This is a genomic window from Streptomyces sp. NPDC058964, assembly GCF_042741275.1.
In the GTDB taxonomy this organism is placed as follows: Bacteria; Actinomycetota; Actinomycetes; order Streptomycetales; family Streptomycetaceae; genus Streptomyces.
This window is the reverse complement of record NZ_JBHYKH010000021.1, coordinates 17,191-40,043: the sequence shown is the minus strand read 5'-3', so window position 1 is coordinate 40,043 and position 22,853 is coordinate 17,191. Positions and strand designations below refer to the sequence as shown.

The following is a 22,853-nucleotide window of genomic DNA, read 5'->3' as shown; positions in this document are numbered from 1 at the left end:
CTCAGGGGCCCGCCGCGTCCTCCACGCCCCCGGGCGCGCGCGGCCGCCGGCCGGGGGGGCCCGCCCCCCCCCCCCCCGCGGCCGCCGGGGGGCGGGGGGCCCCAGCCCGTGTCGTTCGGCAGCGGTCCCCACGAGGGGAGGGACCGGTGCCGAACGACGCGGTGGTCCACCGGGGTCGGCTACCGGGTCCAGCCCGCCCCCCGGGCGGTGGCGACCGCGTGTGCCTCCGCGTCGTCGGCCGCCCGGTTCAGTGCCGCGTCTCCTCCCGCCGCCGTACCGCCGGCCGCTACCGCCGCCGCCTGCGAGGCGGCGAGGGCCGCGCGCAGTGCCGTGAGTGCCTCCCCGCTGTCGTCACGTGAGTGGGCCACCTGCGCGGCCAGGGCCGCCGCGGCGGCGGCGTTGCGGGCGCAGCGGGCGTCCGCAGCCGGGTCGGCCGTCCCCGCGGTGAGGGCGGTGAGCGACTCGGCGGACAGCCGAAGGGCGTGGGCGGCCCTCCCGACGGGGCTCTTCGGCACGAGCTCGGCCGCGTCCCGGTCGATTCCGGCGTGCCGGCATGCGGTCACCGCCCGGCCGTGGGCGCTGTGCGCGCGGGCGGAGTGGAGCTTCCTGAGCTCCTCCGCCGGCATCGCGTGCGCCGTGGTGGGTCCGTTCTCCGTTCCGGTCATCTCTGCCTCCTCGTCCGCCGGGGCGACGCCGTCCGGCGCGGCCCGGTGGCGCGGGCAGGGTGCCACGGCGGCCGCGAGGAGGCCAGACGCGCGCGGTGACGAGGTGCCCCGGACGGCCCTCTTGCCCGCCAAGTAAGTCGGCCCTAACCTATTTCTGACGGACCGTCAGATACACGTCGGCTAGTGAGAGGCGAGGCCATGGTCACCAGCGTCGGCGAAACCAGCGAGCTGCCGAAGGTCATCAGCGTGGACGATCACGTGATCGAGCCGGCGCACCTCTTCGAGGCCTGGCTCCCGAGCAAGTACCGCGACAGGGGGCCGAAGCCGTTCACCGCGGGCATCGGCGAACTCAAGTACATCGGCGGGAAGTACCGGTTCACGACCGACCCGGACGGCCAGATCACCGACTGGTGGGAGTACGAGGGCGGGCTCTTCCCGTACAAGCGCATCATCGCGGCCGTCGGCTTCTCCCGGGACGAGATGACGCTCGACGGCATCACCAGGGAGCAGATGCGCCGTGGCTGCTGGGACCCGAAGGCCCGGCTGGAGGACATGGACATCAACCATGTCGAGGCCTCGCTCTGCTTCCCGACCTTCCCGCGTTTCTGCGGCCAGACCTTCGCGGAGGCCGAGGACAAGGAGGTCGCCCTGGCGTGCGTGCGGGCCTACAACGACTGGATGGTCGAGGAGTGGTGCGGTGACAGCGGCGGGCGGCTCATCCCGCTCTGCCTCATCCCGCTGTGGGACGTCCAGCTGGCCGTCGCCGAGATCCGGCGCAACGCCGCCCGGGGCGTACGGGCCGTGACCTTCAGCGAGATCCCGACCTACCTCGGACTTCCGTCCATCCACTCCGGCTACTGGGACCCGTTCTTCGCGGCGTGCGAGGAGACGGGGACCGTGGTCAACATGCATATCGGGTCCTCGTCGCAGATGCCGGCCGCCTCACCCGACGCCCCGCCGGCCGTCCAGGCCTCGCTGAGCTTCAACAACGCCATGGCGTCGATGATGGACTTCCTCTTCTCCGGGGTCCTCGTGAAGTTCCCGCGGCTGAAGCTGGCGTACAGCGAAGGGCAGATGGGATGGATCCCGTACGCCCTGGAGCGCGCCGACGACGTGTGGGAGGAGCACCGGGCCTGGGGCGGGGTGAAGGACCTGATTCCGGAGCCGCCGTCGACGTACTACTACCGGCAGATCTTCTGCTGCTTCTTCCGCGACAAGCACGGCATCGAGGCGATCGAGACCGTGGGCGTGGACAACGCGACCTTCGAGACCGACTATCCGCACGTCGACTCGACCTGGCCGGAGACGAAGAGGGTGGCCCAGGAGCATGTGGGCGGACTGCCCGCCGAGGTGGCCTACAAGCTGCTGCGCGGGAACGCGATCCGCATGCTGGAGCTGCCCTTCGCGTAGTCACCGCCGCGACGGGGAAACAACCACGCATGAAGGTCTCCATCGACGCCGGCCTCTGCTACGGCTCCGCCGAGTGTGCCCACCGCGCGCCGTCCGTGTTCGCGTTCGAGGACGGGTACGGCGTCGTCCTGCCCGGCCGGGAGGACGCCGGTGACACCCCGCCGGTGCGGGAGGCCGCAGAGCGGTGTCCGTCCCAGGCCATAAGGATCACCGGGGAACCATGAGCGGTCCGCTTTCCGAGGCCATGGTCACCCTGGGCCGACGCTATGTGCGGGACGCCCCGGGTTGCCTCGGCAAAGCGCTGCTGGCCACGCACTGTCTGGATCCGTATCTGCGCGACCACCCCCGCCGGTGCGTCGTCGGCACCCTGCCCGGAGCCCGGTTCGCGGTCGACACGCGGGACCTCGTCCAGCGCTACCTGTATCTCTTCGGGGCCTGGGAGCCGCATCTGACGCGCTGGCTCCAGGGCCGTCTGCGGCGGGGCGACGTCCTGGTGGACGTGGGAGCGCACGTCGGCTACGTGAGCCTCGTCGCGGCCCGGCTGGTCGGGGACGCGGGCCGGGTGGTCGCCCTCGAGGCGTCCCCCGTCCTGCACCGCCGGCTGCTGCGGAACCTCGAGCTGAACGGGTGCGGCAACGTCCGCGCGGTCAACGCGGCCGTCTGGGACCGGCGGGAGACGCTGGCCTTCGTCGTCGCCAGCTCCCGGAACACGGGTGCCGGCAGCGTCGTGCCGTACGACGGTCCCGCCGAGTCCGGCTTCGAGGCGGAGGCGCTGCCCCTGCCCGAACTCCTGGAACCGGCGGAGCTCGCGCGGACCCGGGTCATCAAGATCGACGTGGAGGGCGCGGAGGGCGGCGTCGTCCGGGGCCTGGCCCCCGTCCTCGGCCGGCTGCGCCCCGACGCGGAGATCGCCGTGGAGGTCACCCCGGAACGCATGAGCCGGCTCGGCCACACGGCCGAGGAACTCCTGGAGACCATGCGCGGGAGCGGATTCCATACGTATCGCCTGCTCAACGACTACGCGCCGGGGAGCTACCCGCCGGCTCTGCGGCACCCGGCCGCTGCCGTGCGGTGGCGGGGGCCGGTCGTGGGCGAGAGCGAACTGGTCTTCTCCCATGTCGACGCGGAGACGCTGGGGTTAGCCGGGGCGTGTTCCGGGGGCGTCAGGCCGGCGGGTAGCGCCAGCGGACGTCCGCCAGCGCCCGTGCCCTGGCCTCGACGACCGCCATGCGTGCCGCGCGTTCCGCCGGGTCGGTGTGGGAGGCCTGCCCGGTCGCCTGGCCCGCCCACTTCCGGTAGAAGAGTCCCACCTCCGCCGAGAACCAGCCACGGCTCACGGCGTTCAGCGCGAGCAGCAGACCGGTGTCCTCGGACGCCGGCAGAGCCATCCAGCCGCCGAGGGCGAGCAGCAGGTCGCGGCGGACGAAGAGCGTCGCGGGATGCACCTGGGCGCGGAAGTCGTTGGCCGTCCAGAAGTCGAGCACGGCCCAGCGTTCGACGGGGCCGTCGTCCGGGTCGCCCGGGAAGCCCACGGTCGAGCCGTCGGGCAGCAGGTCCAGCGCCCTGGAGGTCGCCCATCCGATGGTGTGGTCGGCCTCCAGAACGGCCAGGTCACGGGCGAGCGCACCGGGCGGCAGCTGGTCGTCGGCGTCCAGGATCCTGACGTACTCGCCGTCGGTGTGCGCCAGGGCGATCGTCCGGGCGACCCCGGGACCGCCGGGGCGGCCCTGCCGGAAGGTCACGCGCTCGTCGTCGGGGACGTACGGCCGGACCTCGTCGCCCAGCCCGTCCTCCTGGACGACCCAGTGCCACTCCCATCCGTCCGGGAGCCACTGCTCGCACAGGGACTTGTAGGCCTCCGGCAGGAACGGGGCCGAGGGGGCGTGCACAGCGGTGACGACGGTGACGCGCCGGGTCACGGCGGCACTCACCACCTTTCCAGGGACGTGGTGAAGAGCAGTTCCGTGCGGTCGCCCGGCAGCGTGACGAAGGTGACGTCCACGACACGGCCGCGGATGTCGTACGAGGTCTTGCGCAGCAGGATCACCGACGTGCCCGTCGGCAGATCCAGGGCCCTGGCCTCCTCCGGCGTCGGAGGGCGGGCGGTGAATCGTTCCTCCACGCGGTCGACCTCGATGTCGACCGTGTGGAGCTGGTTCTGGGTGCCTCCCGGCCAGGGCTCCTTGGCCTCGTCCAGGAGATCGGGGTTGGCCGCGATCATGTCGCGCACGAGGTAGGAGGTGACCAGGTTGAAGGGAGCGGACTCGGTCGTGCGGCGCGTTCTGTACGTGCGTTCGAGCAGGGGTGTGCCCACCGGCAGGCCGAAGGGGGCCGCGAGTTCGTCGGGTGCGTCGATCACGCGGTACTTCGCGTAGAAGACCAGGTCGTCGAGGCGCAGGCCGGTGTCGTGCTCGGTGGCTCCGGTCTCGGCCCGGGTGGCCTCCGGCTCCCGCGCGCGGTTCTTCTCCCACTGGTGGCGCCCGTTGTCGCGCACCGCGAGCGTACGGGGGCGGCGGACGAAGTTGCCGCGGCCGTGCTGCTTGTCGATGAGGCCTTCCCCGCTCAGCAGCCGCAGGGCGTTCTGCAGCGTCGGCACGCTCTTGCCGTAGTGCCGCGCCAGATCCGCCTCGGACGGCAGCCGGTCGCCGGGCTTGCGCGTGCCCTCGCGGATGGATCGGCGGATGTCGTCCGCGATCTCCTCGTATGCCTTGGGCACGGATTCAGTCTATCGACTCCTAAAGAGGTGTTGACGTGTCCGCGGGACAGGGAGGAACGGGAGAAACAGAAGAGACAGAAGCGAGAGATACGAGAGATACGAGAGATACGAGAGATGCGAGAGATGGAGGAGTCAGAAGAGCCAGGAGAGTCAGAAGAGCAGGAGAGCAGGAGAGCCAGGAGAGCCAGGAGAGATGGGGGAGACAGGAACGGGCAGCGGCGAAGACCCTCGGCCCGCCCGGGCCGAAGGTCTCGGTGTTCGGTACGCAAACTCGCCGTTGCATCGCTCGGTAATCGTGCCGGTTCCGTCTGTCAGCAGGCGAGGGGAGCCTGGGGCTCGGCCGGGGCGAGCGATTCCGCGGAGTCGTCGAGGGGGCGGTGACGGCAGCTGGGGGACTTTCCGTGGGCCTCGGCGCCGATGCGCTGCTTCATCGTGGGGGGCAGGGCCCTGACGTGGGCCCAGGACCAGAACCAGTGGGACATCGGCATCGCCGGCGCGGCGGGCACTCTCGGGTGCGCGTTGCTGTTGCGCGGTGGCTCGGGCTGCGGTACCGCCGCGGCGGTGTTCGCCGTGACGAGTCCGAGCGCCGTGCACAGCGCGAGGAAGGCGGTGACGATGGTGGTCCACAGCTTCATGACCTTGTTCCGGGCCATGGCCCCTCACTTTCGGGTCGGGCGATTTGCGTACTTTCCTCATGATGTGTATGGGGGTCGCGAAGTGGTGGATCTACGCCCGTGGCGCGGCGATGTTCAGATGAACACCACCCGAATGGCCGCGGAAGGGTCGAAAATCCCCAAAAGCAGGGCTAATGGGGTCGAAGAGGGAGCAAAGTAACGGTCCGTGCGGGTGTGGTCACCCTCCGGCCGGAGCGCCGCGCGCCCCGCCTATCACGCTGCCGCGGGCGGGAGTTGGGGTCCGACGCAGGTCACCGATCGATATCGGGCGGTGTGTATAGTCGGGCGCCAGAGGTCCCCTACGTCAAGGAAAGACGAGGTCGCGCGGTGAAGAAGCTTCTCCTGGTCGCACTGGCCGCCATCGGCGGGCTCCTCGTGTACCGCCAGATCCAGGCGGATCGCGCCGAGCAGGATCTGTGGACGGAGGCGACTGACTCCGTGCCCACGGGTTCGTGAGTACCGACACCGGAATCTGATCAGACCCCGACCGCACTCGCGGTCGGGGTTTTGTGTTGCCGGAGCACACCGGTACGGCCCTGAGGCAACGCATTTCGGACACCCGTCCGGATTTCGCGGATGTCGCGCGGGCACTCGGGGCAGGATGGCCACGGTCCGGTACCACTCGGTCACCGCGACGGTGCACGACGACGGGGAGGCGCGCGATGACGCGGCGTACGGCGTGGCGGCGGGCCGCGGGACACCGGGGCCGCCGTCCCCTCGCTGTCGCCGCGCGTTTCGCCGCCGTGGCCGCGGTCCTGTGCGCGGTGGGCGCGCTGCCGGACGGGAGCGCGGTGGCGGCCGGTGCGCCGGGCGGCGGCACCTACGCCTTCGCCGAAGACGCCCACACCGTCGACGGGGCGAAGAGCACCACCGACGCCGTGCGGCTGGACCCGGGCAAGATCTACCGCAGCTCCATCACCGAGGGCGCCGAACTCTCCTACCGCCTCGAGCTGGACGCCACGACGACCGCCTACGTCCCCGTCACCGTCGTACCCCCGGCGGACGCCACCGTCTCCGCCACCGACGGCATCAGGGTGTCGGTGCAGGACGCCGACGGCACCCCCTGCTCCTACACGTCCGCCCGCTTCGGCGCCGGCCTCAGCCCCCGCCCCGTCACGGCGCTGGGCATACGCGAGGCCGGAAAGACGCTCTGTCAGGAGGCCGGCACCTACTACGTCCTCGTCCAGCGTCTCGACGCCACCGGATCCGCCGGCAGCACCTCACCCGGTGCCTGGGGCCTGGAGATGGCCCCCGTCACGGAGCCCCGTACGACCCGAGCCGAGTCCACGGACGCCCCCGAGGCCTGGGACTCGGCCTCCCCCGAGGCCGTCACCGGCGACCCCGGCCGCCGCACCGGCGGAGCGGGCTTCGCCACGGCACGCGCCCTGGAAACGGGCGTGTGGCGGACCTCCATCGCGCCCGGCCAGACCCTCTTCTACAAGGTTCCGGTCGACTGGGGCCAGCAGCTCTACGCCACGGCCGAACTGGGCAGTTCGACCAGCCGGGGCGGCTACGTCAGCGGCGCCCTCGATCTCTCGCTGCACAATCCGGTCCGCGGACGCGTCGACGACGTGGCCCGCGGCTACACCGGCAGCCAGCTGACGGCCGCCGTCGCCCCCCTGCCACCCGTCGAGTACCGCAACCGCTACGCCGTCCGCGACGACATGAGAGCCATGCGCTTCGCCGGCTCCTACTACCTCGTCGTCCATCTCAGCGGCCATATGACCGACACGTTCGGCAAGGGGCCTTTCGGGCTTACGCTCCGCGTACGCGTCGCCGGAACCGCGCACGAGGGCCCCGCGTACGCCGGAACACCCGGCCAGCACAGGCTCTTCGAAGTCACGCCGCAGGACCGGGAGGCGGCGGCGTCCGGGGGGACCGGGGGGGCCGGGGGCGGTAACCCCACGATGAAGGCGGTCGCGGCCGGCGGCATCGGCACGGGGACCGCGCTGCTGCTCCTGCTCGCCGTGTGGACCGTGGCGGCCCGGCGGCGGGCCGGGACTCAGACCCGGGCCAGCGCCCAGAAGCCCACGGCGTAACAGGCCAGCGCCAGCAGCAGGATCGGGACCGCGGCCTTCGCCGGGGGGCCGGGACGGCGGACGCGGCGCGCACGGTGTCCGGAGCGGCGTGCGGGCCGCGGGGAGTGCGGCGGGATCTCCTGCGCCAGGGGCGGAACCCGCGGGTCCTGGGCGGTGTACGAAGCCGTGGAGGCCTCACCGCGCTGCCTCGGCACCGGTGTCAGGACCTGAGTGGGGTTCCACGGTGCGGAGGACGATCCGGTTGAGGGCATGGTGGGGGTGGGCGGGAGTCCGGGGTGGTGTCCGCGCCGCTGGTGGTGCCGGAGGCCTTGATCCGGCTGGGGCGCGCTGGGCGGCGGCAGATGGAAACTGCCGGTGTCCGACATGGTGGAAGGCTGCGAACCGGTTCCCTCGCGGGGATCGGCGGGCGCGGCGCCGGACGCCGGTCGAACGGAGGCCGCCCAGGCCGTGCCCTCCGCCCCGGTGGACGCCGCTCCCGTGTCCCCGTCCCCGCCGATGTTCCCGGCGATGTCCCCGCCGATGTCCTCGCCGGCGTTCCCGTCCGCCCGTGTGTCCACCCCCGAGGCCCGCACGGCGGGTCCGGCTGGGCCGAAGCCCGGTGGGAGAGGCCCTAGTTGGTCGAATATCTCGATCAACTCGTCGTCGGGACCGGGCTCCGGCAGAAGTTCCACGGCCGAGGCGAGGGCCTTGCGCGCACCCGTCGCCGTGCGGAACCGGGCCGACGGCTCCGGCTCGATCAGCGTGGCGACAACCTGCCAGAGCGGCTCGGGGATGCCCTTGGGCGCGCTCGGGGTGCCGTGCTCGGCGAAGTACTGGACGAGCGCCTTGGCGTCGGGCTTGGCGCCCTCCAGCAGATACAGCGCCACCAGACCCACGGCGAACAGGTCGGAGGGGAAGTCCGGTTCGGCGCCCATCATCTGCTCGGGAGCGAGGTAACCGGGCGTCCCCACCACGAGGTTGGTCTCTGTCAGGCGCGGTTCGCCCAGCCGCATCGCGATGCCGAAGTCCGACAGACGCAGCCGCGGACGACCCGTGCCGGTTGCTTCGAGCAAAATGTTGGCGGGCTTGATGTCACGGTGCACGACTCCTTCCCCGTGCACCGCGGCCAGCCCCGAAAGGAGTTGGTCGAGCAGCGTGCAGACGAACGCCGGCGGCAGCGGACCGTAGTCCCCGACCAGATGGACCAGCGAACCTCCGGCGACCAGGTCCATGGTGAACAGAACCTGGTCGTCGTCGGCCGCCCAGCTGGCCGGTGCCAGCACATGAGGATGGTCGATCCGCAGGGCCTGCTCCCGCACGAAGCGCAGAAGCGAGTGGGCGTCGCGCTGCTGCAGCACCTTGGCGGCCACATAGCGCCGGCGGCGGTGGTCCCAGGCACGCCAGACCGCGCCGACTCCTCCGCGTCCGATCGGGTCGACCAGTTCGTACCGGCCGGCGAAGACCTCACCCATGGCTGCCCGTCGCTCCTCCCCCTGCGGTTACCCCCCGCCCCCTTGCTTCCCCCGTGATGAGCGATACGACCCCTCCGTGCCCCCGGGGCTTCCCCTGACCCCGGCCCGCCGGACCCCCTCCGATGGACCGGGCCGTGGGCTCAGCTCTGGTGGGACTGGTAGTGCGCGACCGCGTCGGAGGTGCGACCCGCGCCGTACACCCGGAGGAACTCTGCCAGTTCCGGGTGGGTCGGGGCGAGGGTGTCGGCGGCCTCGATGATGTCCCCCGCGGCAGCCACCGAGCGCAGCAGCGACTGGATCTCACGGACCACTCGCTTGACCGTGGGTGCCCCCGAACTGCTCGTCGTCTGCGTGGCGTTGCTGAGCACCGAGCCCCCCTGAGACTTCTTGATCTCGTCCATCCGGTCGGTCGCCTCGGCCGCGCTGACGCTGCCGTCCGCGACCTGTGCCGCCAGGTCCTGCAGCAGCTGCACCCGCTGGACCACCGCGGGATTCCCGATCTTCGCGCGCTGCCCGCTCATCAGCTGCGACAGCATCGGCGCGGACAGTCCCAGCACCGCCGCGAGACGAGCCTGGTTAAGACCAAGATCGTCTATGAGCTTACGGAAGAGCGCCCCCAACGGCTCCCCGTACCAGTTCCGCTGCAGCTCCCGCGCCCTTGCGGTGGCTTCCTGCTGTGCGGCGTCCATTGCGTCTCCCCATCGCTTCCCCAAACGTGGGTTCGCTGTAGCGAACCACGTCGAGCATCTTACGGAGAGTGGTCGTCCACGGGGACCCCCAAGTTTTTTGCGAGATACCGGGGGTGACCCGGTACTCTGGTCTGCGGCGCCCCCCGGAGCGAGTTCCTTCCGGTGGTCGCTTCTCTAGCGGGGCCTTAGCTCAGTTGGTAGAGCGCTGTCTTTGCATGGCAGATGTCAGGGGTTCGACTCCCCTAGGCTCCACAACAGGAAACCCCACCTGGTCGGCGGAAATGTCGGCAGGTGGGGTTTTGTGCGTCAGCACGTTCCGCGAAGCGCGGCGGACCTGGGCCCACGGGGGCCGTCTCCCTTCCGCCGGCGGATCACCGCCACGGACAGCCCCGCCCCGTCCTTTTCAGCCACACCCATCAACCCACCCCCTCGCGGCCCCCGGGACCACACGGCGTGACGTCGGCCGGGGCACGGCCGCGGGATGGGGTCGGCGCCGGCGGGCTGGGTACTCCAGGGGCATGCGGGTGAGCGTGGTGGATGCGGGATCGAACACGGTCAGACTGGTCGTGGCCGACGCGGAGGGGGGAGTCCCACTGCCGGTCCATACGGTGAAGTGGCGGCTGCGCCTGTCGGAGCAGATCGAGCCGGACGGGACGATCGGCGAGGAGGCGCTGGCGCGGCTGGTGAAAGCCGTGGCCGCGGCCGGCAGCGCGGCGCAGGGGTGGAGGGCCGCGGGCCCCTTGGCGTTCGCGACCGCCGTGGTGCGCAACGCCCCCAACCGGCAGGAGGTGATCAGCCGGATCCGGTCGGAGACGGGTATCCGGATGTGCACCCTGCCCGGGGAGACGGAGGCGCAGCTGACCTTCCTGGCGGCCCGGCGCTGGATGGGCTGGCAGGCCGGCCCGCTGGCGCTCCTGGACATCGGCGGCGGCTCACTGGAAGTGGCCTTCGGACGCGGCCGTCTGCCCGACTTCGCCGCCTCCCTCCCCCTCGGCGCGAACCGTCTGACCCGGGAGTTCCTCGACGTCCAGGACCCGCCCACCCAGGCCGAGTTGAAGGCGTTACGCCGCAGGGTGCGCCACGAACTGCGGGACGCGGCGGCCCGGGTCCGCTGGGAGGGACCGCGCACCGCGGCCGTGACCTCCCGCACCTTTCAGCAGCTGGCCCGGCTCTGCGGGACCGCCCCCGGACGCCATGGCCCCTTCGTCCCGCGCGACATGCTCCGAAAGGACCTGGCGGAGGCCATCAGCGCACTCGCCGCGCTTCCCGCGGCCGAGCGCGCCCAACTGCCCGGCATCTCCGCACCCCGCGCCGCCCAGAGCCTGGCCGGAGCCCTTGTCGGGCACACCGCCATGAAACTGATGGGCCTGCACCGGGTCACGGTCTGCCCCTGGGCCATCCGTGAAGGCGTCCTGCTCCGCTACATCGAGGACGGCACGGAATGGTGGGCGGACGTCACCACGGACACTCACACGGACACGGACACGGACACGGGCACGGGCACGGACACGGACACGGACACGGACACGGACACGGACACGGACACGGACACGGACACCCACACCGACGCCGACGTCCGCCCGGCCGAAGGAGCCCCGGGTGAAGGTTCCACGTGAAACATCACCATGGGGCACGAGACACCGAAGTCTCGTGCCCCACAACGAGGTTCGCGACGGCAGACGTCAGGGGCGGTTCTCGTCGTCCCTGGCCGCCTGCTCCTCGGCCTCCTTGGCCTGCACCTCCGGGTCGAGGCTGCCGTCCACCGACGTGAGGCGACCCGACTCCGGCACCTCGGTCGCGGCGGGCGGCTCGACCAGCCAGTCGGGGTTCGCCTGCTTGTCCCACCACTTCCAGGCGGCGAAGGCAGTGCCCGCCAGGGCACCCAGCACGGCCAGCACCTTGACGGCACGGCCGCGCTTCTCCCGCCGCGCGTGCTTGCGGACCAGCTTCTGGATCTCCTCCGGCGTCACCTGGCCACGGAGCGCGGCCAGCGCGGCGACACTCCGCGCGGCGGCCTCGTCACGCATCGGTCCGGCCGCGGCGACGGCTTGTTCGATCTTCGGCCGTGAATAGTCGGCCGCCTGCCGGGCAGCCTTGCGGGTAAGGACGGCGGCATCGTGCGCGGCCTGGTCGACCTTCGGCGGCACATGTGCAAGGGCCTGTTCCAGGCGCGGTGCGAGATAGGCGTCGTACTGGACGCGGGCCTGTTCGGCGGCCTGCGACATCACGGGCGCGAGCCGTACACGTGCCTCCTGCGCGTAGTAAGAGGCACGCTCCTTGGCCGTGTCGGCGTAGGGCGCCACCACTTCCGCGGCGTGCAGCACGCTGTCCTTCGCCGAGCCTGTCGCGGCGCGCACGCTGTCGATGCGGGTCACGGCTTCCTCCTCCTCGGTGGCGTACGGTAATTCGACTTTCCACACTTTTACGGATCATGCCTGTCAACCATCTGCGGGGCACGCGAGGAAGGGCATACGGGTGCCGATCCACTCGATCAAGCACAAGCGCTGATGAATGACGAATTCTGGGCAACAGGGGCTTGTCGACGACAATGCCACGGATCGCGGCCGCGCGCTCCCGCCCAGAGCGGAGTCGACCTGTTTTCCGCAACCGATTCGCGCGGACGACCACCCGGTGAACGTGGTCGGGCGACGCGCCTGCCCGTCCGTGCAAGGATCGGGGGATCACAGGAAGACAACGGAAGGCAGATCGTGGCCGAGCAGCTCTACGCCACCCTGAAGACCAACCACGGCGACATCGAGATCCGGCTGTTCCCGAACCACGCGCCGAAGACGGTCAAGAACTTCGTCGAGCTCGCCCAGGGCGAGCGCGAGTGGACGCACCCCGAGACCGGCATCAAGAGCACCGACCGGCTCTACGACGGCACGATCTTCCACCGAGTGATCAGCGGCTTCATGATCCAGGGCGGTGACCCGCTGGGCACCGGCATCGGCGGCCCCGGGTACGAGTTCGAGGACGAGTTCCACCCGGACCTCTCCTTCAACAAGCCCTACCTGCTCGCCATGGCCAACGCAGGCCCGAACACCAACGGCTCCCAGTTCTTCGTCACCGTCGGCCCCACCACCTGGCTGAACCGCAAGCACACCATCTTCGGCGAGGTCACCGACCCGGCCAGCCAGAAGGTCGTGGACGCCATCGCCGGCGTCCCCACCTCGCGGCCCAACGACCGTCCGGTCAACAAGGTCGTGATCGAGTCGGTTGTCGTGGAGAAGCGCCAGAGCTGAGCCCGGCGGTCCCGGCCACCGTGAGGGCACGCCGGTTTCTCCCGGAGGGAACCAATCGCCCCGCTCGTCCGTAAGGATGAGCGGGGCGATTTCATCGCCCACGACGACCGAGGGGATCCCATGGACCAGGCCGGAAGCGCGCAGGACGCCCAGAGCCTGTCCGTGTGCTACCGGCACCCGGACCGTGAGACCGGCATCCGCTGCGCCCGCTGCAACCGCCCGATCTGCCCGGAGTGCATGATCAGCGCCTCCGTGGGCTTCCAGTGCCCCGAATGCGTCCGCGGCGCCTCCGGCACGGGATCCGCACCGGCCGCGTCCCGGCCCCGGACGATCGCGGGAGGCGCGGTCACCGCCGATCCACGCCTGGTCACCAAGGTACTGATCGGCCTCAACCTGGCCGTCTTCCTCGTCCAGCTCGCCGTCGGCGACCGCTTCACCGACCGGTTCGAGCTGATCGGCCAGGCCTACGTCCCCCTCCTCGGCTCGGTCCAGGGCATCGCGCACGGGCAGGAGTACCGGCTGCTGACCGCGATGTTCCTGCACGCCGGTTTCATCCACATCGCCTTCAACATGCTCAGCCTGTGGTGGATCGGAGGCCCCCTGGAGGCGGCCCTCGGCCGGGCCCGGTACATCGCCCTCTACGTCGTCTCGGGGCTGGCCGGCAGCGCCCTCAGTTATCTGCTCGCCGCGCCCAACCAGCCCTCGCTGGGCGCCTCCGGAGCGATCTTCGGCCTCTTCGGCGCGACCGCCGTCCTGCTGCGACGGCTCAACTACGACATGCGCCCGGTCATCGCCCTGCTGGTCATCAACCTGATCTTCACGTTCAGCTGGAGCGGCATCGCCTGGCAGGCGCACATCGGCGGCCTGGTCGCCGGCATCGTGTGCGGCTACGCGATGGTCCACGCCCCGCGCCGGAACCGGACCCTGATCCAGTACGGCACCTGTGCGCTGATCCTGGCCGTGGTCCTGGTCCTGACGCTGCTCAGGACCGCTCAGCTCACCTGATACCGAACCGTTGTCCACAGCGTGTGTCGGATCTTGTGCACGCTGTGCGGGAACAGCTGTGCCCCCTGCTGCTCAGGTGTGTTTTCCCAGGTCAGACAGGGGGCGAACAGGCTTGCGGGGTGGCGGTGTGTCAGTCGTATCGGCGTCAACGTCCGAGGGGTTATCCACAGATCGTCTTTCTTTTCCCCAGGCTGGATGTGGAAATCTCCAAACCTGTGGATAACTCAGCGGATACCCCTGGGCAGAGGTGTATTCACCGGGAAGCAGGGCCTACTTCCACTGCGTGGAGACGCCGAATCCCGCCGCGATGAAGCCGAACCCGACCACGATGTTCCAGTTGTCGAGCTGGTCGATCGGCAGCGAGCCGTCGGTCACATAGAAGACGACGATCCAGGCCAGACCGATGAGGAACATGGCCAGCATCACGGGCGCGACCCAGGCGCGATTGGTCAGCTTGATCTGGGCAGCCTGCTTCGCGGGCGGCGGCGTGTAGTCGGCCTTCTTGCGGATACGTGACTTCGGCACGAGGGTCTCTCCTGTCGATGCGCTGCGTGGCCGCGCAGGTAACTGGGTCGGTCCGGGGCAGCGTACAAGGGGACACTTAGTGCTCCCCCGGGCGTCCGTTAGCGTAGTGCTTCCGCGGCGCCGAAGGAGATAAGGGTACGTTGAGCAATTCTGCCGACTCCCCCGGGACGGGATCAACGGGTTCCGGCCCTGCCCGCACACCCGGCTTCAGACCGGTGCGGATCCTCACGGTCGCCGTGTTCGCCCTCGCCGGGCTGATCTTCTTCACCAGTTTCAATACGGCCAAGGGCACCGACATCCGTACGGATGCCTCTCTGCTGAAGCTCTCCGACCTGATCCAGGAGCGCAGCCGCAAGAACAAGGGGCTGGACGAGTCCAACGCGACTCTGCGCGGCAACGTGGAGTCGCTCGCCGAGAGCGACGACGGCAGCACGGGGGCCGAGGACAGGAAACTCGCCGCCCTGGAGAAGAACGCGGGCACCCAGAAGCTCACCGGCAAGGCGATCACGGTCACGCTCAACGACGCCCCGCCCAACGCCACCGCAAAGCTTCCCGGCTACCCCGAGCCGCAGCCCGACTACCTGGTCATCCACCAGCAGGACCTGCAGGCCGTGGTGAACGCCCTGTGGAAGGGCGGCGCCCAGGGGATCAAGGTCATGGACCAGCGGCTGATCTCCACGAGCGCGGTGCGCTGCGTGGGCAACACCCTGATCCTCCAGGGCCGCGTCTACTCGCCGCCGTACAAGATCACGGCGGTCGGCGACCCGGACGCGCTGCAGAAGGCGCTCGCCGCGAGCCCGGCGATCCAGAACTACATGGTCTACGTCAATGTCTACGGTCTCGGCTGGAAAGTCACCGAGAACGGGACGGTGACTCTTCCGGGCTACTCGGGCACAGTGGATCTGCACTACGCGAAGCCCGTGCAGTAGCCCGTCCGTCCAGGAGCCGCCGGTGCGCGTGATCGTCAGGACCGTCAGCGAGCTCTGCATCACCGTCGGCGCTCTGATCGTGCTGTTCGTGCTCTACGTGCTCTTCTGGACCGGCGTGAAGGCCGACGGCGTCATGGACGACCAGATCGCCCAGTTACAGCGGGAGTGGTCCAGGGGAGCGGCCCAGCGGTCGGCGGCGGGACCGGGCGCCTCGGCGAGCCCCCGGAAGCCGGCGCCGTACCACTACGGCAAGCCCTTCGCGATCATGTACATCCCGCGGCTCGGTTTCACGTGGAACAAGCCCGTGCTGGAGGGGACCGGCACGGATGTGCTGAAGAAGGGCCTCGCCCACTACGCTCGCACCGCCCGGTTGGGGCAGGAGGGCGACTTCGCCGTCGCAGGTCACCGGCGTACCTACGGCGACCCGTTCAAGGACTTTCCCGAGCTGAGGCCGGGGGACGCGGTGGTCCTGACGGATGGGACGACCTGGTTCACGTATCGGATCGACAAAGGCCCCTACAAAACAGTTCCGACGGACGTTGAAGTGATCGACCCTGTCCCACGTAAGTCGGGGTATACGCGTCCAGGCCGCTATCTCACGCTGACCACGTGCGATCCGGAATGGGGGCACAGTCACAGGCTGATCGTGTGGGCGCACCTGGACTCCACACAGCCTGTGGAGGCAGGCAAACCCAAGGCTCTGCGCCGTTAGTCTGGTGCTGTACGGCGTGAGTCAGGTGCCGTGGCGCGACGGAAGGGACGGCATGTACGGCTGGATCTGGCGGCATCTGCCGGGGAACGCGTGGGTGAAGGCGCTGATCTCACTCCTGCTGGTCCTCGCCGTGGTCTACGTCCTGTTCCAGTACGTCTTTCCGTGGGCCGAACCGCTGCTGCCCTTCAACGATGTGACGGTGGACAACCAGTGAGTGCGCGGATTCTCGTCGTCGACAACTACGACAGCTTCGTCTTCAACCTGGTCCAGTACCTGTACCAGCTGGGCGCCGAGTGCGAGGTGCTGCGCAACGACGAGGTGTCGACGGCGCACGCCCAGGACGGTTTCGACGGTGTGCTGCTGTCGCCCGGTCCGGGAACGCCCGAGCAGGCCGGCGTCTGCATCGAGATGGTGCGCCACTGTGCCGCCACCGGGGTGCCCGTCTTCGGCGTCTGTCTCGGAATGCAGTCGATGCAGGTGGCCTACGGCGGTGTGGTGGACCGTGCGCCGGAGCTGCTGCACGGGAAGACCTCGCTGGTGGAGCACGAGGGCAAGGGCGTCTTCGCCGGTCTGCCGTCGCCCTTCACGGCGACGCGCTACCACTCCCTGGCCGCCGAGCCTGCCACGGTTCCTCCGGATCTGGAGGTCACGGCCAGAACGCACGACGGCATCATCATGGGCCTGCGCCACCGGGAACTCCCGGTCGAGGGAGTGCAGTTCCATCCCGAGTCCGTGCTGACCGAGCACGGGCACCGGATGCTGGCGAACTGGCTCGTGGAATGCGGTGACAAGGGCGCGGTGGCGAGATCTGCGGGGCTCGCCCCGGTGGTGGGCAGGGCCACGGCGTGACCGCCCTGCGCCCGGAGCGCGAGACCGATGCCTCGTACGGGGATCAGTCGTACGGGGCTTCCGGTGCGCTCGGGGACGTGTACGGGCAGGCGGCTTACGAGGGGCAGTACCTTCCGCCCATCGACGAGGAGACGGTGGCCCTGAGGCTCCCGGACCCGCCTTCGACGGCCGGGGGCGAGCTCGTACCGCCCTCTGGGGCCTCGTCCGCCGCTTCCGTCACCGGAACCCCGACGGGTGGCCGAGCGGCCCGCAGAAAGGCCGCCAAGCGGCGTGGCGGGCGTCATGGCGGTTCCGCGAGAGGGGCGGAGCCGCAGCGGCCGGAGGGAAGCGGGTCCGGGGCGCCGCTGTCGCGTGTGGAGGCCCGGCGTCGGGCGCGGGCGCGCAAGCCGGGTGCGGCCGTCGTCGCGAGCCGCGCGATCGGCGAGGTGTTCATCACCACCGGTGTGCTGATGCTGCTGTTCGTCACTTATCAGCTGTGGTGGACGAACGTCCGGGCGCACGCGGAGGCGGGCAAGGAGACCAGCGCCCTGCAGAACGACTGGGCGAGCGGGAAGCGGGCGCCGGGGTCGTTCGAGCCGGGCCAGGGCTTCGCCATCCTGCACATTCCGACGCTGGACGTGGTGGCGCCGATCGCGGAGGGCGTCAGCAACCAGAAGGTGCTCGACAAGGGCATGGTCGGGCACTACGGCGAGGCCCCGCTGAAGACCGCGATGCCGAGTGCCAGGACCGGCAACTTCGGGCTCGCGGCGCACCGGAACACCCACGGTGAACCGTTCCGGTACATCAACCGGCTCAAGCCGGGCGACGCGGTCGTGGTCGAGACGCAGGACACGTACTACGTCTACAAGATGACGTCGATGCTGCCGGTGACGGCGCCGAGCAACACGAGCGTGCTGGACCCGGTCCCGCGGGGGTCGGGTTTCACCGCGCCGGGCCGCTACATCACCCTCACGACGTGCACGCCGGAGTTCACCAGCAAGTACCGGTTGATCGTCTGGGGCAAGATGGTCGAGGAACGGCCGCGCAGCAAGGGCAAGCCGGATGCGCTCGTCGAGTAAGGGCAGATGAACAGTGGCAGCGACCACCGACGACACCGAAGAGCAGACGGATGCGCCGGACGCGGCGCCGGTACCGCGGCGCCGTGGCGCCGGCCGGATCGCCATGGCGGTCAGTGTCTTCGGTGAACTCCTCATCACGGCGGGCCTGGTGCTCGGCCTGTTCGTCGTCTACTCGCTGTGGTGGACGAACGTCGTCGCCGACCGGCACGCGGACCGGCAGGGCGACAAGGTCCGCGACAGCTGGGCCCACGACAGCGGTCCCGGCGCCCTGGACACCAAGGACGGCATCGGCTTCCTGCACGTGCCGTCGATGCACAACGGCGAGGTCCTGGTCGAGAAGGGCACCTCGACGGAGGTCCTGAACGACGGCGTGGCCGGCTACTACACGGACCCGGTGAAGGCGACGCTCCCGATGTCCGGGAAGAAGGGCAACTTCGCCCTCGCCGCCCACCGCGACGGCCACGGCGCCAAGTTCCACAACATCGACAAGGTGGAGAAGGGCGACCCGATCGTCTTCGAGACGAAGGACAAGTGGTACGTCTACAAGGTCTACGCCGTCCTCGACGAGACCTCGAAGTTCAACGTGAAGGTCCTCGCCCCGATCCCGAAGGAGTCCGGCAGGAAGAAGCCGGGCCACTACATCACCCTGACGACGTGCACGCCGGTGTACACGTCCCGGTACCGGTACGTGGTGTGGGGCGAACTGGTCCGCGTGGACAAGGTGGACGCGAAGCGGACGCGGCCGAAGGAGCTGCAGGGGTGACGCAGGCTCTTTGAGAGCCTGTCGTCCAGCATCACGACGGCCCGAAGCCGCGACCGTCTCTTGCGGCCTCGGGCCTCTCTGTGCCCCCTACTCCAGGAGCCCCGGTGGTTCGCCGGCACCCCTGATACGAGCCGGAGCCCCGGCGCCCTCCTTCAGGGTGCCGGGGCTCCGTCGTCACGGTCGGTCGGTCAGCCGCTGGTGCCGCCGAAGATGTTCGTACCGCCGTTGTTGTTGCCCCCGTTGTTGTTGTTGAAGCTCACCGTCGTCAGGGTGATCGTGGTGCTTGCAGGGTCGTCGACCTGCTGGTTCTGCTTCGGGTCCTGACCGGAGACGAGCGCGTTGTCGCTCTGGTCGCTGCCGTCGGCGAACTGGATGTTGGTGAAGCCCGCCGCGTTCAGCATCTGCCTGGCCACCGCCACGGTCCGTCCGCGGACGTCCGGGACCTGAGTCTTCTGCTGCTGGGCCTTGCCGACCTGGATCTGCACCGTGGAGTTCTTGTCGACCTTCTGGTTGGCCTCGGGGTCGGTCGAGATGACCTTGCCCACCTGGTTCGGGTCGCTGGTGTCCACCTCGACGCAGTTGCCGACCAGGTTGTTGGCGGTCATCTGGGCCTTGGCGGCGTCACAGGTCTGGCCGATGACATCGGGGACGGTCGACTTGGCCTGGGCCTTGGCGACGGTCAGCGTGACCGTGGAGCCCTTCTGCAGCTCGGTGTCGCCCGGGGGGTCCTGGGCGATGACGACATTGGGTGTCTGGTCGGACACCTGGGTCCGCTTGTCCACTTCGAAGCCCTTGGCCTTGAGCTGAGCCTCGGCCTTGTCGAAGGTCAGACCCTTGACGTCCGGCACCGCGAGCTTCGGCGCGCCCGTAGAGATCACCAGTTTGACGGTGGAGCCCTTTTTGACGGTTGTGTTGGCCGTCGGGTTCTGCGTGCAGACCTTGCCCTTCGGCTGGTCGTCGCAGGCTTTCCTGGAGGTGGTGATCTTCAGGCCGACGTTGTCGGCCATGTTCCCGGCCGTCGTCAGGCTCTGGCCCACGAAGTTCGGCGTGGGCACCGTGCTGTCCGCCGCGTTCTTGCCGCTGAACGCCCATTTCCCGATCAGGATCGCGCCGACGAGGACCAGGAGGCCCGCGACGACGAGCAGGATCGTGGAGGTGTTGTTCTTCTTCTGCTGGCGGCGGCGGTCGGGGCGGTCGTCGTAGCCGTAGCCGCCGTCGTCCGGGTTCATCGGCGGCAGCATCGTCGTGGCGCCGGCGTCCGCGCGCAGGGCCGTCGTCGGCTGGTCGTCGGGGTACCCGCCGTAGCCGACCGAGCCCATGGCCGCCGTGGCCCCGACCGGCTGGCCGTCGAGGCAGGCCTCGATGTCGGCGCGCATCTCGTCGGCGGACTGGTAGCGGTAGTTCGGGTCCTTGACCAGCGCCTTCAGGACGATGGCATCCATCTCGGGCGTGATCTCGGGGTCGAAGACGCTCGGTGGCTGTGGCTCCTCCCGTACGTGCTGGTACGCCACGGCGACCGGGGAGTCCCCGACGAACGGGGGCCGCACCGTCAGCAGCTCGTAGAGCAGGCAGCCCGTCGAGTACAGGTCCGAGCGGGCGTCGACCTGCTCGCCCTTGGCCTGCTCCGGAGACAGGTACTGGGCGGTGCCGATGACCGCTGCCGTCTGCGTCATCGTCATGCCGGAGTCGCCCATGGCACGGGCGATGCCGAAGTCCATGACCTTGACCTGACCGTTGCGGGTCAGCATGACGTTGGCCGGCTTGATGTCGCGGTGGACGATGCCGTTGCGATGGGCGTACTCCAGGCCCTGGAGGATGCCGATGGTCATCTCCATGGCGCGCTCCGGCAGCAGCTTGCGGCCGGAGTGAAGAAGCTCACGGAGCGTGGAGCCGTCGACGTACTCCATGACGATGTACGGGATCGAGACCCCGTCGATGTAGTCCTCGCCCGTGTCGTAGACCGCGACGATCGCGGGATGGTTGAGCGAGGCGGCCGACTGGGCCTCCCGGCGGAACCGGGCCTGGAAGGACGGGTCGCGCGCGAGGTCCGCTCGCAGCGTCTTCACCGCCACGGTGCGGCCGAGCCGGGTGTCATGCGCGAGGTAGACCTCCGCCATGCCACCACGGCCGAGCACCTGGCCCAGCTCGTACCGGCCGCCGAGGCGACGCGGCTCTTCCATAGTTCCCTACCAGCCCTCTCCGTCGGTCCCGACCGGCACGTGTGTGCGGCCGGAGGCTGCCGTCCGGGCCTACCGTACCCGGCTGGCGCTGTGTGACCTGGCCAAGCCCGTCACCCGATACAGGACCGGTATCGCAACGTGCACCGATGTGAAGGGGACGTGAGCGGGGTCACTTCTTGGACTTGATGACTGCCTCCATCACGTTCTTGGCGATCGGCGCCGCGAGGCCGCCGCCGGTGATGTCGTCGCGGTTGGCGTTGTCGTCCTCGATGACGACCGCGACGGCGACCGGCGAGCTGCCGTCGCTGAGCTTGGCGTAGGAGATGAACCAGGCGTACGGGTTCTCGCTGTTCTCCACGCCGTGCTGGGCGGTACCGGTCTTGCCGCCCACGGTGACGCCCCCGCCGAGCTGGGCCTTCTGGCCGGTGCCGTCCTTGACGACCGTCTCCATCATCGACTGCAGGATCTGCGCGTTCTTCGCCGACAGCGGCTGGCTGAGCTCCTGCGGGTCGGTCTGCGTGACGGTGTCCAGGTTCGACGACTGGAGCTTGTCGACCATGTACGGCTTCATGAGCTTGCCGTTGTTGGCGACGGCCGAGGCGACCATGGCCATCTGGAGCGGGGTCGCGGCGGTGTTGTACTGGCCGATCGAGGACAGCGCGGTCTGCGACTGGTTCATGCCGTCGGAGAAGACCGAGGCGCTGGAGCGGGTCGGGACGAACTGCTCCTCGTCGAAGCCGAACTTCTTCGCCTCCGCCAGCATCTTGTCGTTGCCGAGGTCCGAGCCGATCTTGCCGAAGACGGTGTTGCAGGAGATCCGCAGCGCCTCGCGCATGCTGACGTCCTTGCAGCGGATGCTGCCCTCGTTCTTCAGCTCGGTCTGCGTGCCCGGCATGGTCCACGGCTGCGGCGACTGGGTCTTCTCGTCGGCCGAGGTGTACTTGTTGTTCTCCAGCGCGGCGGCCGCGGTGACCACCTTGAAGGTGGAGCCCGGCGGGTAGGTCTCGCGCAGTGCCCGGTTCAGCATCGGGTCGGCGGGGTTGTATTTCTTCTGGAGCTTCTTCCAGGCCGCGGCGTCGCTGTTGCGGTCACCCGCGAAGGACGAGGGGTCGTACGACGGGTACGAGGCCAGTGCCAGGATCTTGCCGGTGGAGGGCTCCAGCGCGACCACCGCGCCCTTGCCGCCCTGCTGCTTCAGGCCGTCGAAAGCCGCCCTCTGCGCCGCTGCGTTCAGCGTGGTCACGACATTGCCGCCCTGCTGCGGCTTGCCCGTGATCATGTCGAGGGTCTTGCGGAAGAACAGCCGGTCGTCGTTGCCGGTGAGGATGCCGTCGTCGATCTTCTCCAGGAAGCTGCCGTCGAACGCCTGCGAGGAGTAGCCGGTGACCGGGGCCCACATGGGCCCGTTCTTGTAGGTGCGCTTGTACAGGAAGTCGCCGCTCTTGGCCTCGACCGAGCCGGTTATGGGGTTGCCGTCGACGATGATGTCGCCCCGCGGGTACGCGTACCGCTCGATGGCCACGCGGCGGTTCTTCGGGTCGGTACGGAGTTTGTCGGCCTGGACGTACTGGAGCCAGTTGTCACGGATCAGCAGCGCCAGGACCAGGAGTCCGCAGAAGATCGCGATTCGGCGCAGTGGCTTGTTCACGTCCGGCCTTTCCACAAGCTAACAGGTGCGCCTGTTTGCTTCAGTCTCTCGGTGTCGCTGGTGCTGGCGCTCATCCTCGGCCGCCCACAGTCTAGAGGCAGTGACTGTGCCTCCAGACGGGGCCGTCGACAACGACTGATCAATAGACGTACTGGAGTGGCGGAGGGTTCCAGCAAGAGCGGAGGGGGGGGGGGGGGGGGCGCGGGGGGGGGCGGGGCCGCCCGCCCGCCACCGTATGGCAAAGGTAGACACCGTTGTGTAGGGGGAGCGCACCCCCGGCGGCCCCACACACCCCCAC

Annotated in this window: 23 protein-coding genes, 1 tRNA gene and 1 pseudogene; 15 read left to right on the top strand and 10 right to left on the bottom strand. The window is 69.6% G+C overall.

Annotated features, from left to right (window positions below; translation table 11 throughout):
* Positions 1–179 precede the first annotated feature (179 nt).
* Complete coding sequence (locus ACFW2E_RS04865; protein ID WP_384461421.1) at positions 180–665, bottom strand: hypothetical protein; 486 nt, start codon at positions 663–665, stop codon at positions 180–182.
* Positions 666–863: 198 nt separating this feature from the next.
* Between ACFW2E_RS04865 and ACFW2E_RS04860 the strand changes: the two genes are divergently transcribed.
* The 3 genes and pseudogenes from ACFW2E_RS04860 to ACFW2E_RS04850 all read left to right on the top strand — a co-directional run.
* Positions 864–2,075, top strand: coding sequence for an amidohydrolase family protein (locus ACFW2E_RS04860; protein ID WP_384461418.1), 1,212 nt, complete (start codon positions 864–866; stop codon positions 2,073–2,075).
* 29 nt (positions 2,076–2,104) lie between these two features.
* Entirely contained in the window at positions 2,105–2,299 is a 195-nt protein-coding gene (locus ACFW2E_RS04855) for a ferredoxin (protein ID WP_384461415.1), read from the top strand.
* Positions 2,296–3,210: pseudogene (locus tag ACFW2E_RS04850) on the top strand (FkbM family methyltransferase); the annotation flags it as partial. The gene ACFW2E_RS04855 and the pseudogene ACFW2E_RS04850, both read left to right, overlap by 4 nt.
* 28 nt (positions 3,211–3,238) lie before the next feature.
* On the opposite strand, the gene ACFW2E_RS04845 reads toward ACFW2E_RS04850, so the two are convergent.
* The 3 genes from ACFW2E_RS04845 to ACFW2E_RS04835 all read right to left on the bottom strand — a co-directional run bounded on the left by ACFW2E_RS04845 (position 3,239) and on the right by ACFW2E_RS04835 (position 5,444).
* Positions 3,239–4,006: a glycosyltransferase family 2 protein gene (locus ACFW2E_RS04845; protein WP_384461412.1), complete on the bottom strand. Its 768-nt coding sequence runs from the start codon at positions 4,004–4,006 to the stop codon at positions 3,239–3,241.
* A complete protein-coding gene (locus ACFW2E_RS04840; RefSeq protein ID WP_384461409.1) occupies positions 4,003–4,791 on the bottom strand; it encodes a GntR family transcriptional regulator in 789 nt (262 codons plus the stop codon). The genes ACFW2E_RS04845 and ACFW2E_RS04840 overlap by 4 nt, the downstream gene beginning before the upstream one ends.
* A gap of 311 nt (positions 4,792–5,102) precedes the next feature.
* Complete coding sequence (locus ACFW2E_RS04835) at positions 5,103–5,444, bottom strand: DUF6344 domain-containing protein (protein ID WP_384461406.1); 342 nt, start codon at positions 5,442–5,444, stop codon at positions 5,103–5,105.
* A 348-nt stretch (positions 5,445–5,792) separates the two neighbouring features.
* Here ACFW2E_RS04835 and ACFW2E_RS04830 point away from each other — a divergent pair, with 348 nt between their 5' ends.
* Positions 5,793–5,921, top strand: a complete 129-nt coding sequence (locus ACFW2E_RS04830) for a DLW-39 family protein (protein ID WP_003999697.1) — start codon at positions 5,793–5,795, stop codon at positions 5,919–5,921.
* A 206-nt stretch (positions 5,922–6,127) separates the two neighbouring features.
* Complete coding sequence (locus ACFW2E_RS04825) at positions 6,128–7,504, top strand: hypothetical protein (protein WP_384461403.1); 1,377 nt, start codon at positions 6,128–6,130, stop codon at positions 7,502–7,504.
* Here ACFW2E_RS04825 and ACFW2E_RS04820 read toward each other — a convergent pair.
* Together ACFW2E_RS04820 and ACFW2E_RS04815 are read right to left on the bottom strand one after the other, a co-directional pair.
* Entirely contained in the window at positions 7,468–8,955 is a 1,488-nt protein-coding gene (locus tag ACFW2E_RS04820; RefSeq protein WP_384461400.1) for a protein kinase, read from the bottom strand. The two genes, ACFW2E_RS04825 and ACFW2E_RS04820, sit on opposite strands and share 37 nt — an antisense overlap.
* A gap of 140 nt (positions 8,956–9,095) precedes the next feature.
* On the bottom strand, positions 9,096–9,644 hold the full coding sequence (locus ACFW2E_RS04815; RefSeq protein ID WP_384461397.1) for a helix-turn-helix domain-containing protein: 549 nt from the start codon (positions 9,642–9,644) through the stop codon (positions 9,096–9,098).
* 179 nt (positions 9,645–9,823) lie between these two features.
* Here ACFW2E_RS04815 and ACFW2E_RS04810 point away from each other — a divergent pair.
* Positions 9,824–9,896 (top strand) — tRNA-Ala (locus tag ACFW2E_RS04810).
* A gap of 266 nt (positions 9,897–10,162) precedes the next feature.
* Entirely contained in the window at positions 10,163–11,260 is a 1,098-nt protein-coding gene (locus ACFW2E_RS04805; protein ID WP_384461394.1) for a Ppx/GppA family phosphatase, read from the top strand.
* A 66-nt stretch (positions 11,261–11,326) separates the two neighbouring features.
* Here ACFW2E_RS04805 and ACFW2E_RS04800 read toward each other — a convergent pair whose 3' ends face one another.
* A complete protein-coding gene (locus ACFW2E_RS04800; RefSeq protein WP_384461391.1) occupies positions 11,327–12,019 on the bottom strand; it encodes a DUF5324 family protein in 693 nt (230 codons plus the stop codon).
* 333 nt (positions 12,020–12,352) lie between these two features.
* On the opposite strand from ACFW2E_RS04800, the gene ACFW2E_RS04795 reads away from it, so the two are divergent.
* Together ACFW2E_RS04795 and ACFW2E_RS04790 are read left to right on the top strand one after the other, a co-directional pair.
* A complete protein-coding gene (locus ACFW2E_RS04795) occupies positions 12,353–12,886 on the top strand; it encodes a peptidylprolyl isomerase (protein ID WP_384461388.1) in 534 nt (177 codons plus the stop codon).
* Positions 12,887–13,006: 120 nt separating this feature from the next.
* Entirely contained in the window at positions 13,007–13,891 is an 885-nt protein-coding gene (locus ACFW2E_RS04790; protein WP_384461385.1) for a rhomboid family intramembrane serine protease, read from the top strand.
* Positions 13,892–14,161: 270 nt separating this feature from the next.
* On the opposite strand, the gene crgA is transcribed toward ACFW2E_RS04790, so the two are convergent.
* The gene (gene crgA / locus ACFW2E_RS04785; RefSeq protein WP_384461382.1) at positions 14,162–14,416 is read right to left on the bottom strand and encodes a cell division protein CrgA; all 255 of its coding nucleotides are present in this window, start codon (positions 14,414–14,416) and stop codon (positions 14,162–14,164) included.
* A 140-nt stretch (positions 14,417–14,556) separates the two neighbouring features.
* Between crgA and ACFW2E_RS04780 the strand changes: the two genes are divergently transcribed.
* Genes ACFW2E_RS04780 through ACFW2E_RS04755 form a run of 6 tightly spaced genes read left to right on the top strand, consistent with a single transcriptional unit; the run spans position 14,557 to position 18,727 of the window.
* Entirely contained in the window at positions 14,557–15,345 is a 789-nt protein-coding gene (locus ACFW2E_RS04780; RefSeq protein ID WP_384461379.1) for a DUF881 domain-containing protein, read from the top strand.
* 22 nt (positions 15,346–15,367) lie between these two features.
* Positions 15,368–16,057 (top strand): class E sortase, encoded by a 690-nt coding sequence (locus ACFW2E_RS04775; RefSeq protein WP_384461376.1) that lies wholly within the window; start codon positions 15,368–15,370, stop codon positions 16,055–16,057.
* 16 nt (positions 16,058–16,073) lie between these two features.
* Complete coding sequence (locus tag ACFW2E_RS04770) at positions 16,074–16,271, top strand: hypothetical protein (protein ID WP_384461373.1); 198 nt, start codon at positions 16,074–16,076, stop codon at positions 16,269–16,271.
* Positions 16,268–16,906, top strand: a complete 639-nt coding sequence (locus ACFW2E_RS04765) for an aminodeoxychorismate/anthranilate synthase component II (RefSeq protein WP_384461370.1) — start codon at positions 16,268–16,270, stop codon at positions 16,904–16,906. The genes ACFW2E_RS04770 and ACFW2E_RS04765 overlap by 4 nt, the downstream gene beginning before the upstream one ends.
* Entirely contained in the window at positions 16,903–17,964 is a 1,062-nt protein-coding gene (locus ACFW2E_RS04760; protein WP_384461368.1) for a class E sortase, read from the top strand. Before ACFW2E_RS04765 ends, ACFW2E_RS04760 begins: the two co-directional genes overlap by 4 nt.
* Positions 17,965–17,977: 13 nt before the next feature.
* On the top strand, positions 17,978–18,727 hold the full coding sequence (locus ACFW2E_RS04755; RefSeq protein ID WP_384461365.1) for a class E sortase: 750 nt from the start codon (positions 17,978–17,980) through the stop codon (positions 18,725–18,727).
* Between the two features lie 188 nt (positions 18,728–18,915).
* On the opposite strand, the gene pknB is transcribed toward ACFW2E_RS04755, so the two are convergent.
* Both pknB and ACFW2E_RS04745 read right to left on the bottom strand, forming a co-directional pair.
* Entirely contained in the window at positions 18,916–20,907 is a 1,992-nt protein-coding gene (pknB, locus tag ACFW2E_RS04750) for a Stk1 family PASTA domain-containing Ser/Thr kinase (protein ID WP_384461362.1), read from the bottom strand.
* Between the two features lie 169 nt (positions 20,908–21,076).
* The gene (locus ACFW2E_RS04745; protein ID WP_384461359.1) at positions 21,077–22,555 is read right to left on the bottom strand and encodes a peptidoglycan D,D-transpeptidase FtsI family protein; all 1,479 of its coding nucleotides are present in this window, start codon (positions 22,553–22,555) and stop codon (positions 21,077–21,079) included.
* Between the last annotated feature and the right edge of the window lie 298 nt (positions 22,556–22,853).

Bases quoted from the DNA above. Each gene is read 5' to 3' on its own strand.
- ACFW2E_RS04865 (WP_384461421.1), bottom strand. From the start codon at position 665: ATGACCGGAACGGAGAACGGACCCACCACGGCGCACGCGATGCCGGCG.
- ACFW2E_RS04860 (WP_384461418.1), top strand. From the start codon at position 864: ATGGTCACCAGCGTCGGCGAAACCAGCGAGCTGCCGAAGGTCATCAGC.
- ACFW2E_RS04855 (WP_384461415.1), top strand. From the start codon at position 2,105: ATGAAGGTCTCCATCGACGCCGGCCTCTGCTACGGCTCCGCCGAGTGT.
- ACFW2E_RS04835 (WP_384461406.1), bottom strand. From the start codon at position 5,444: ATGGCCCGGAACAAGGTCATGAAGCTGTGGACCACCATCGTCACCGCC.
- ACFW2E_RS04825 (WP_384461403.1), top strand. From the start codon at position 6,128: ATGACGCGGCGTACGGCGTGGCGGCGGGCCGCGGGACACCGGGGCCGC.
- ACFW2E_RS04820 (WP_384461400.1), bottom strand. From the start codon at position 8,955: ATGGGTGAGGTCTTCGCCGGCCGGTACGAACTGGTCGACCCGATCGGA.
- ACFW2E_RS04815 (WP_384461397.1), bottom strand. From the start codon at position 9,644: ATGGACGCCGCACAGCAGGAAGCCACCGCAAGGGCGCGGGAGCTGCAG.
- ACFW2E_RS04805 (WP_384461394.1), top strand. From the start codon at position 10,163: ATGCGGGTGAGCGTGGTGGATGCGGGATCGAACACGGTCAGACTGGTC.
- ACFW2E_RS04790 (WP_384461385.1), top strand. From the start codon at position 13,007: ATGGACCAGGCCGGAAGCGCGCAGGACGCCCAGAGCCTGTCCGTGTGC.
- pknB (WP_384461362.1), bottom strand. From the start codon at position 20,907: ATGGAAGAGCCGCGTCGCCTCGGCGGCCGGTACGAGCTGGGCCAGGTG.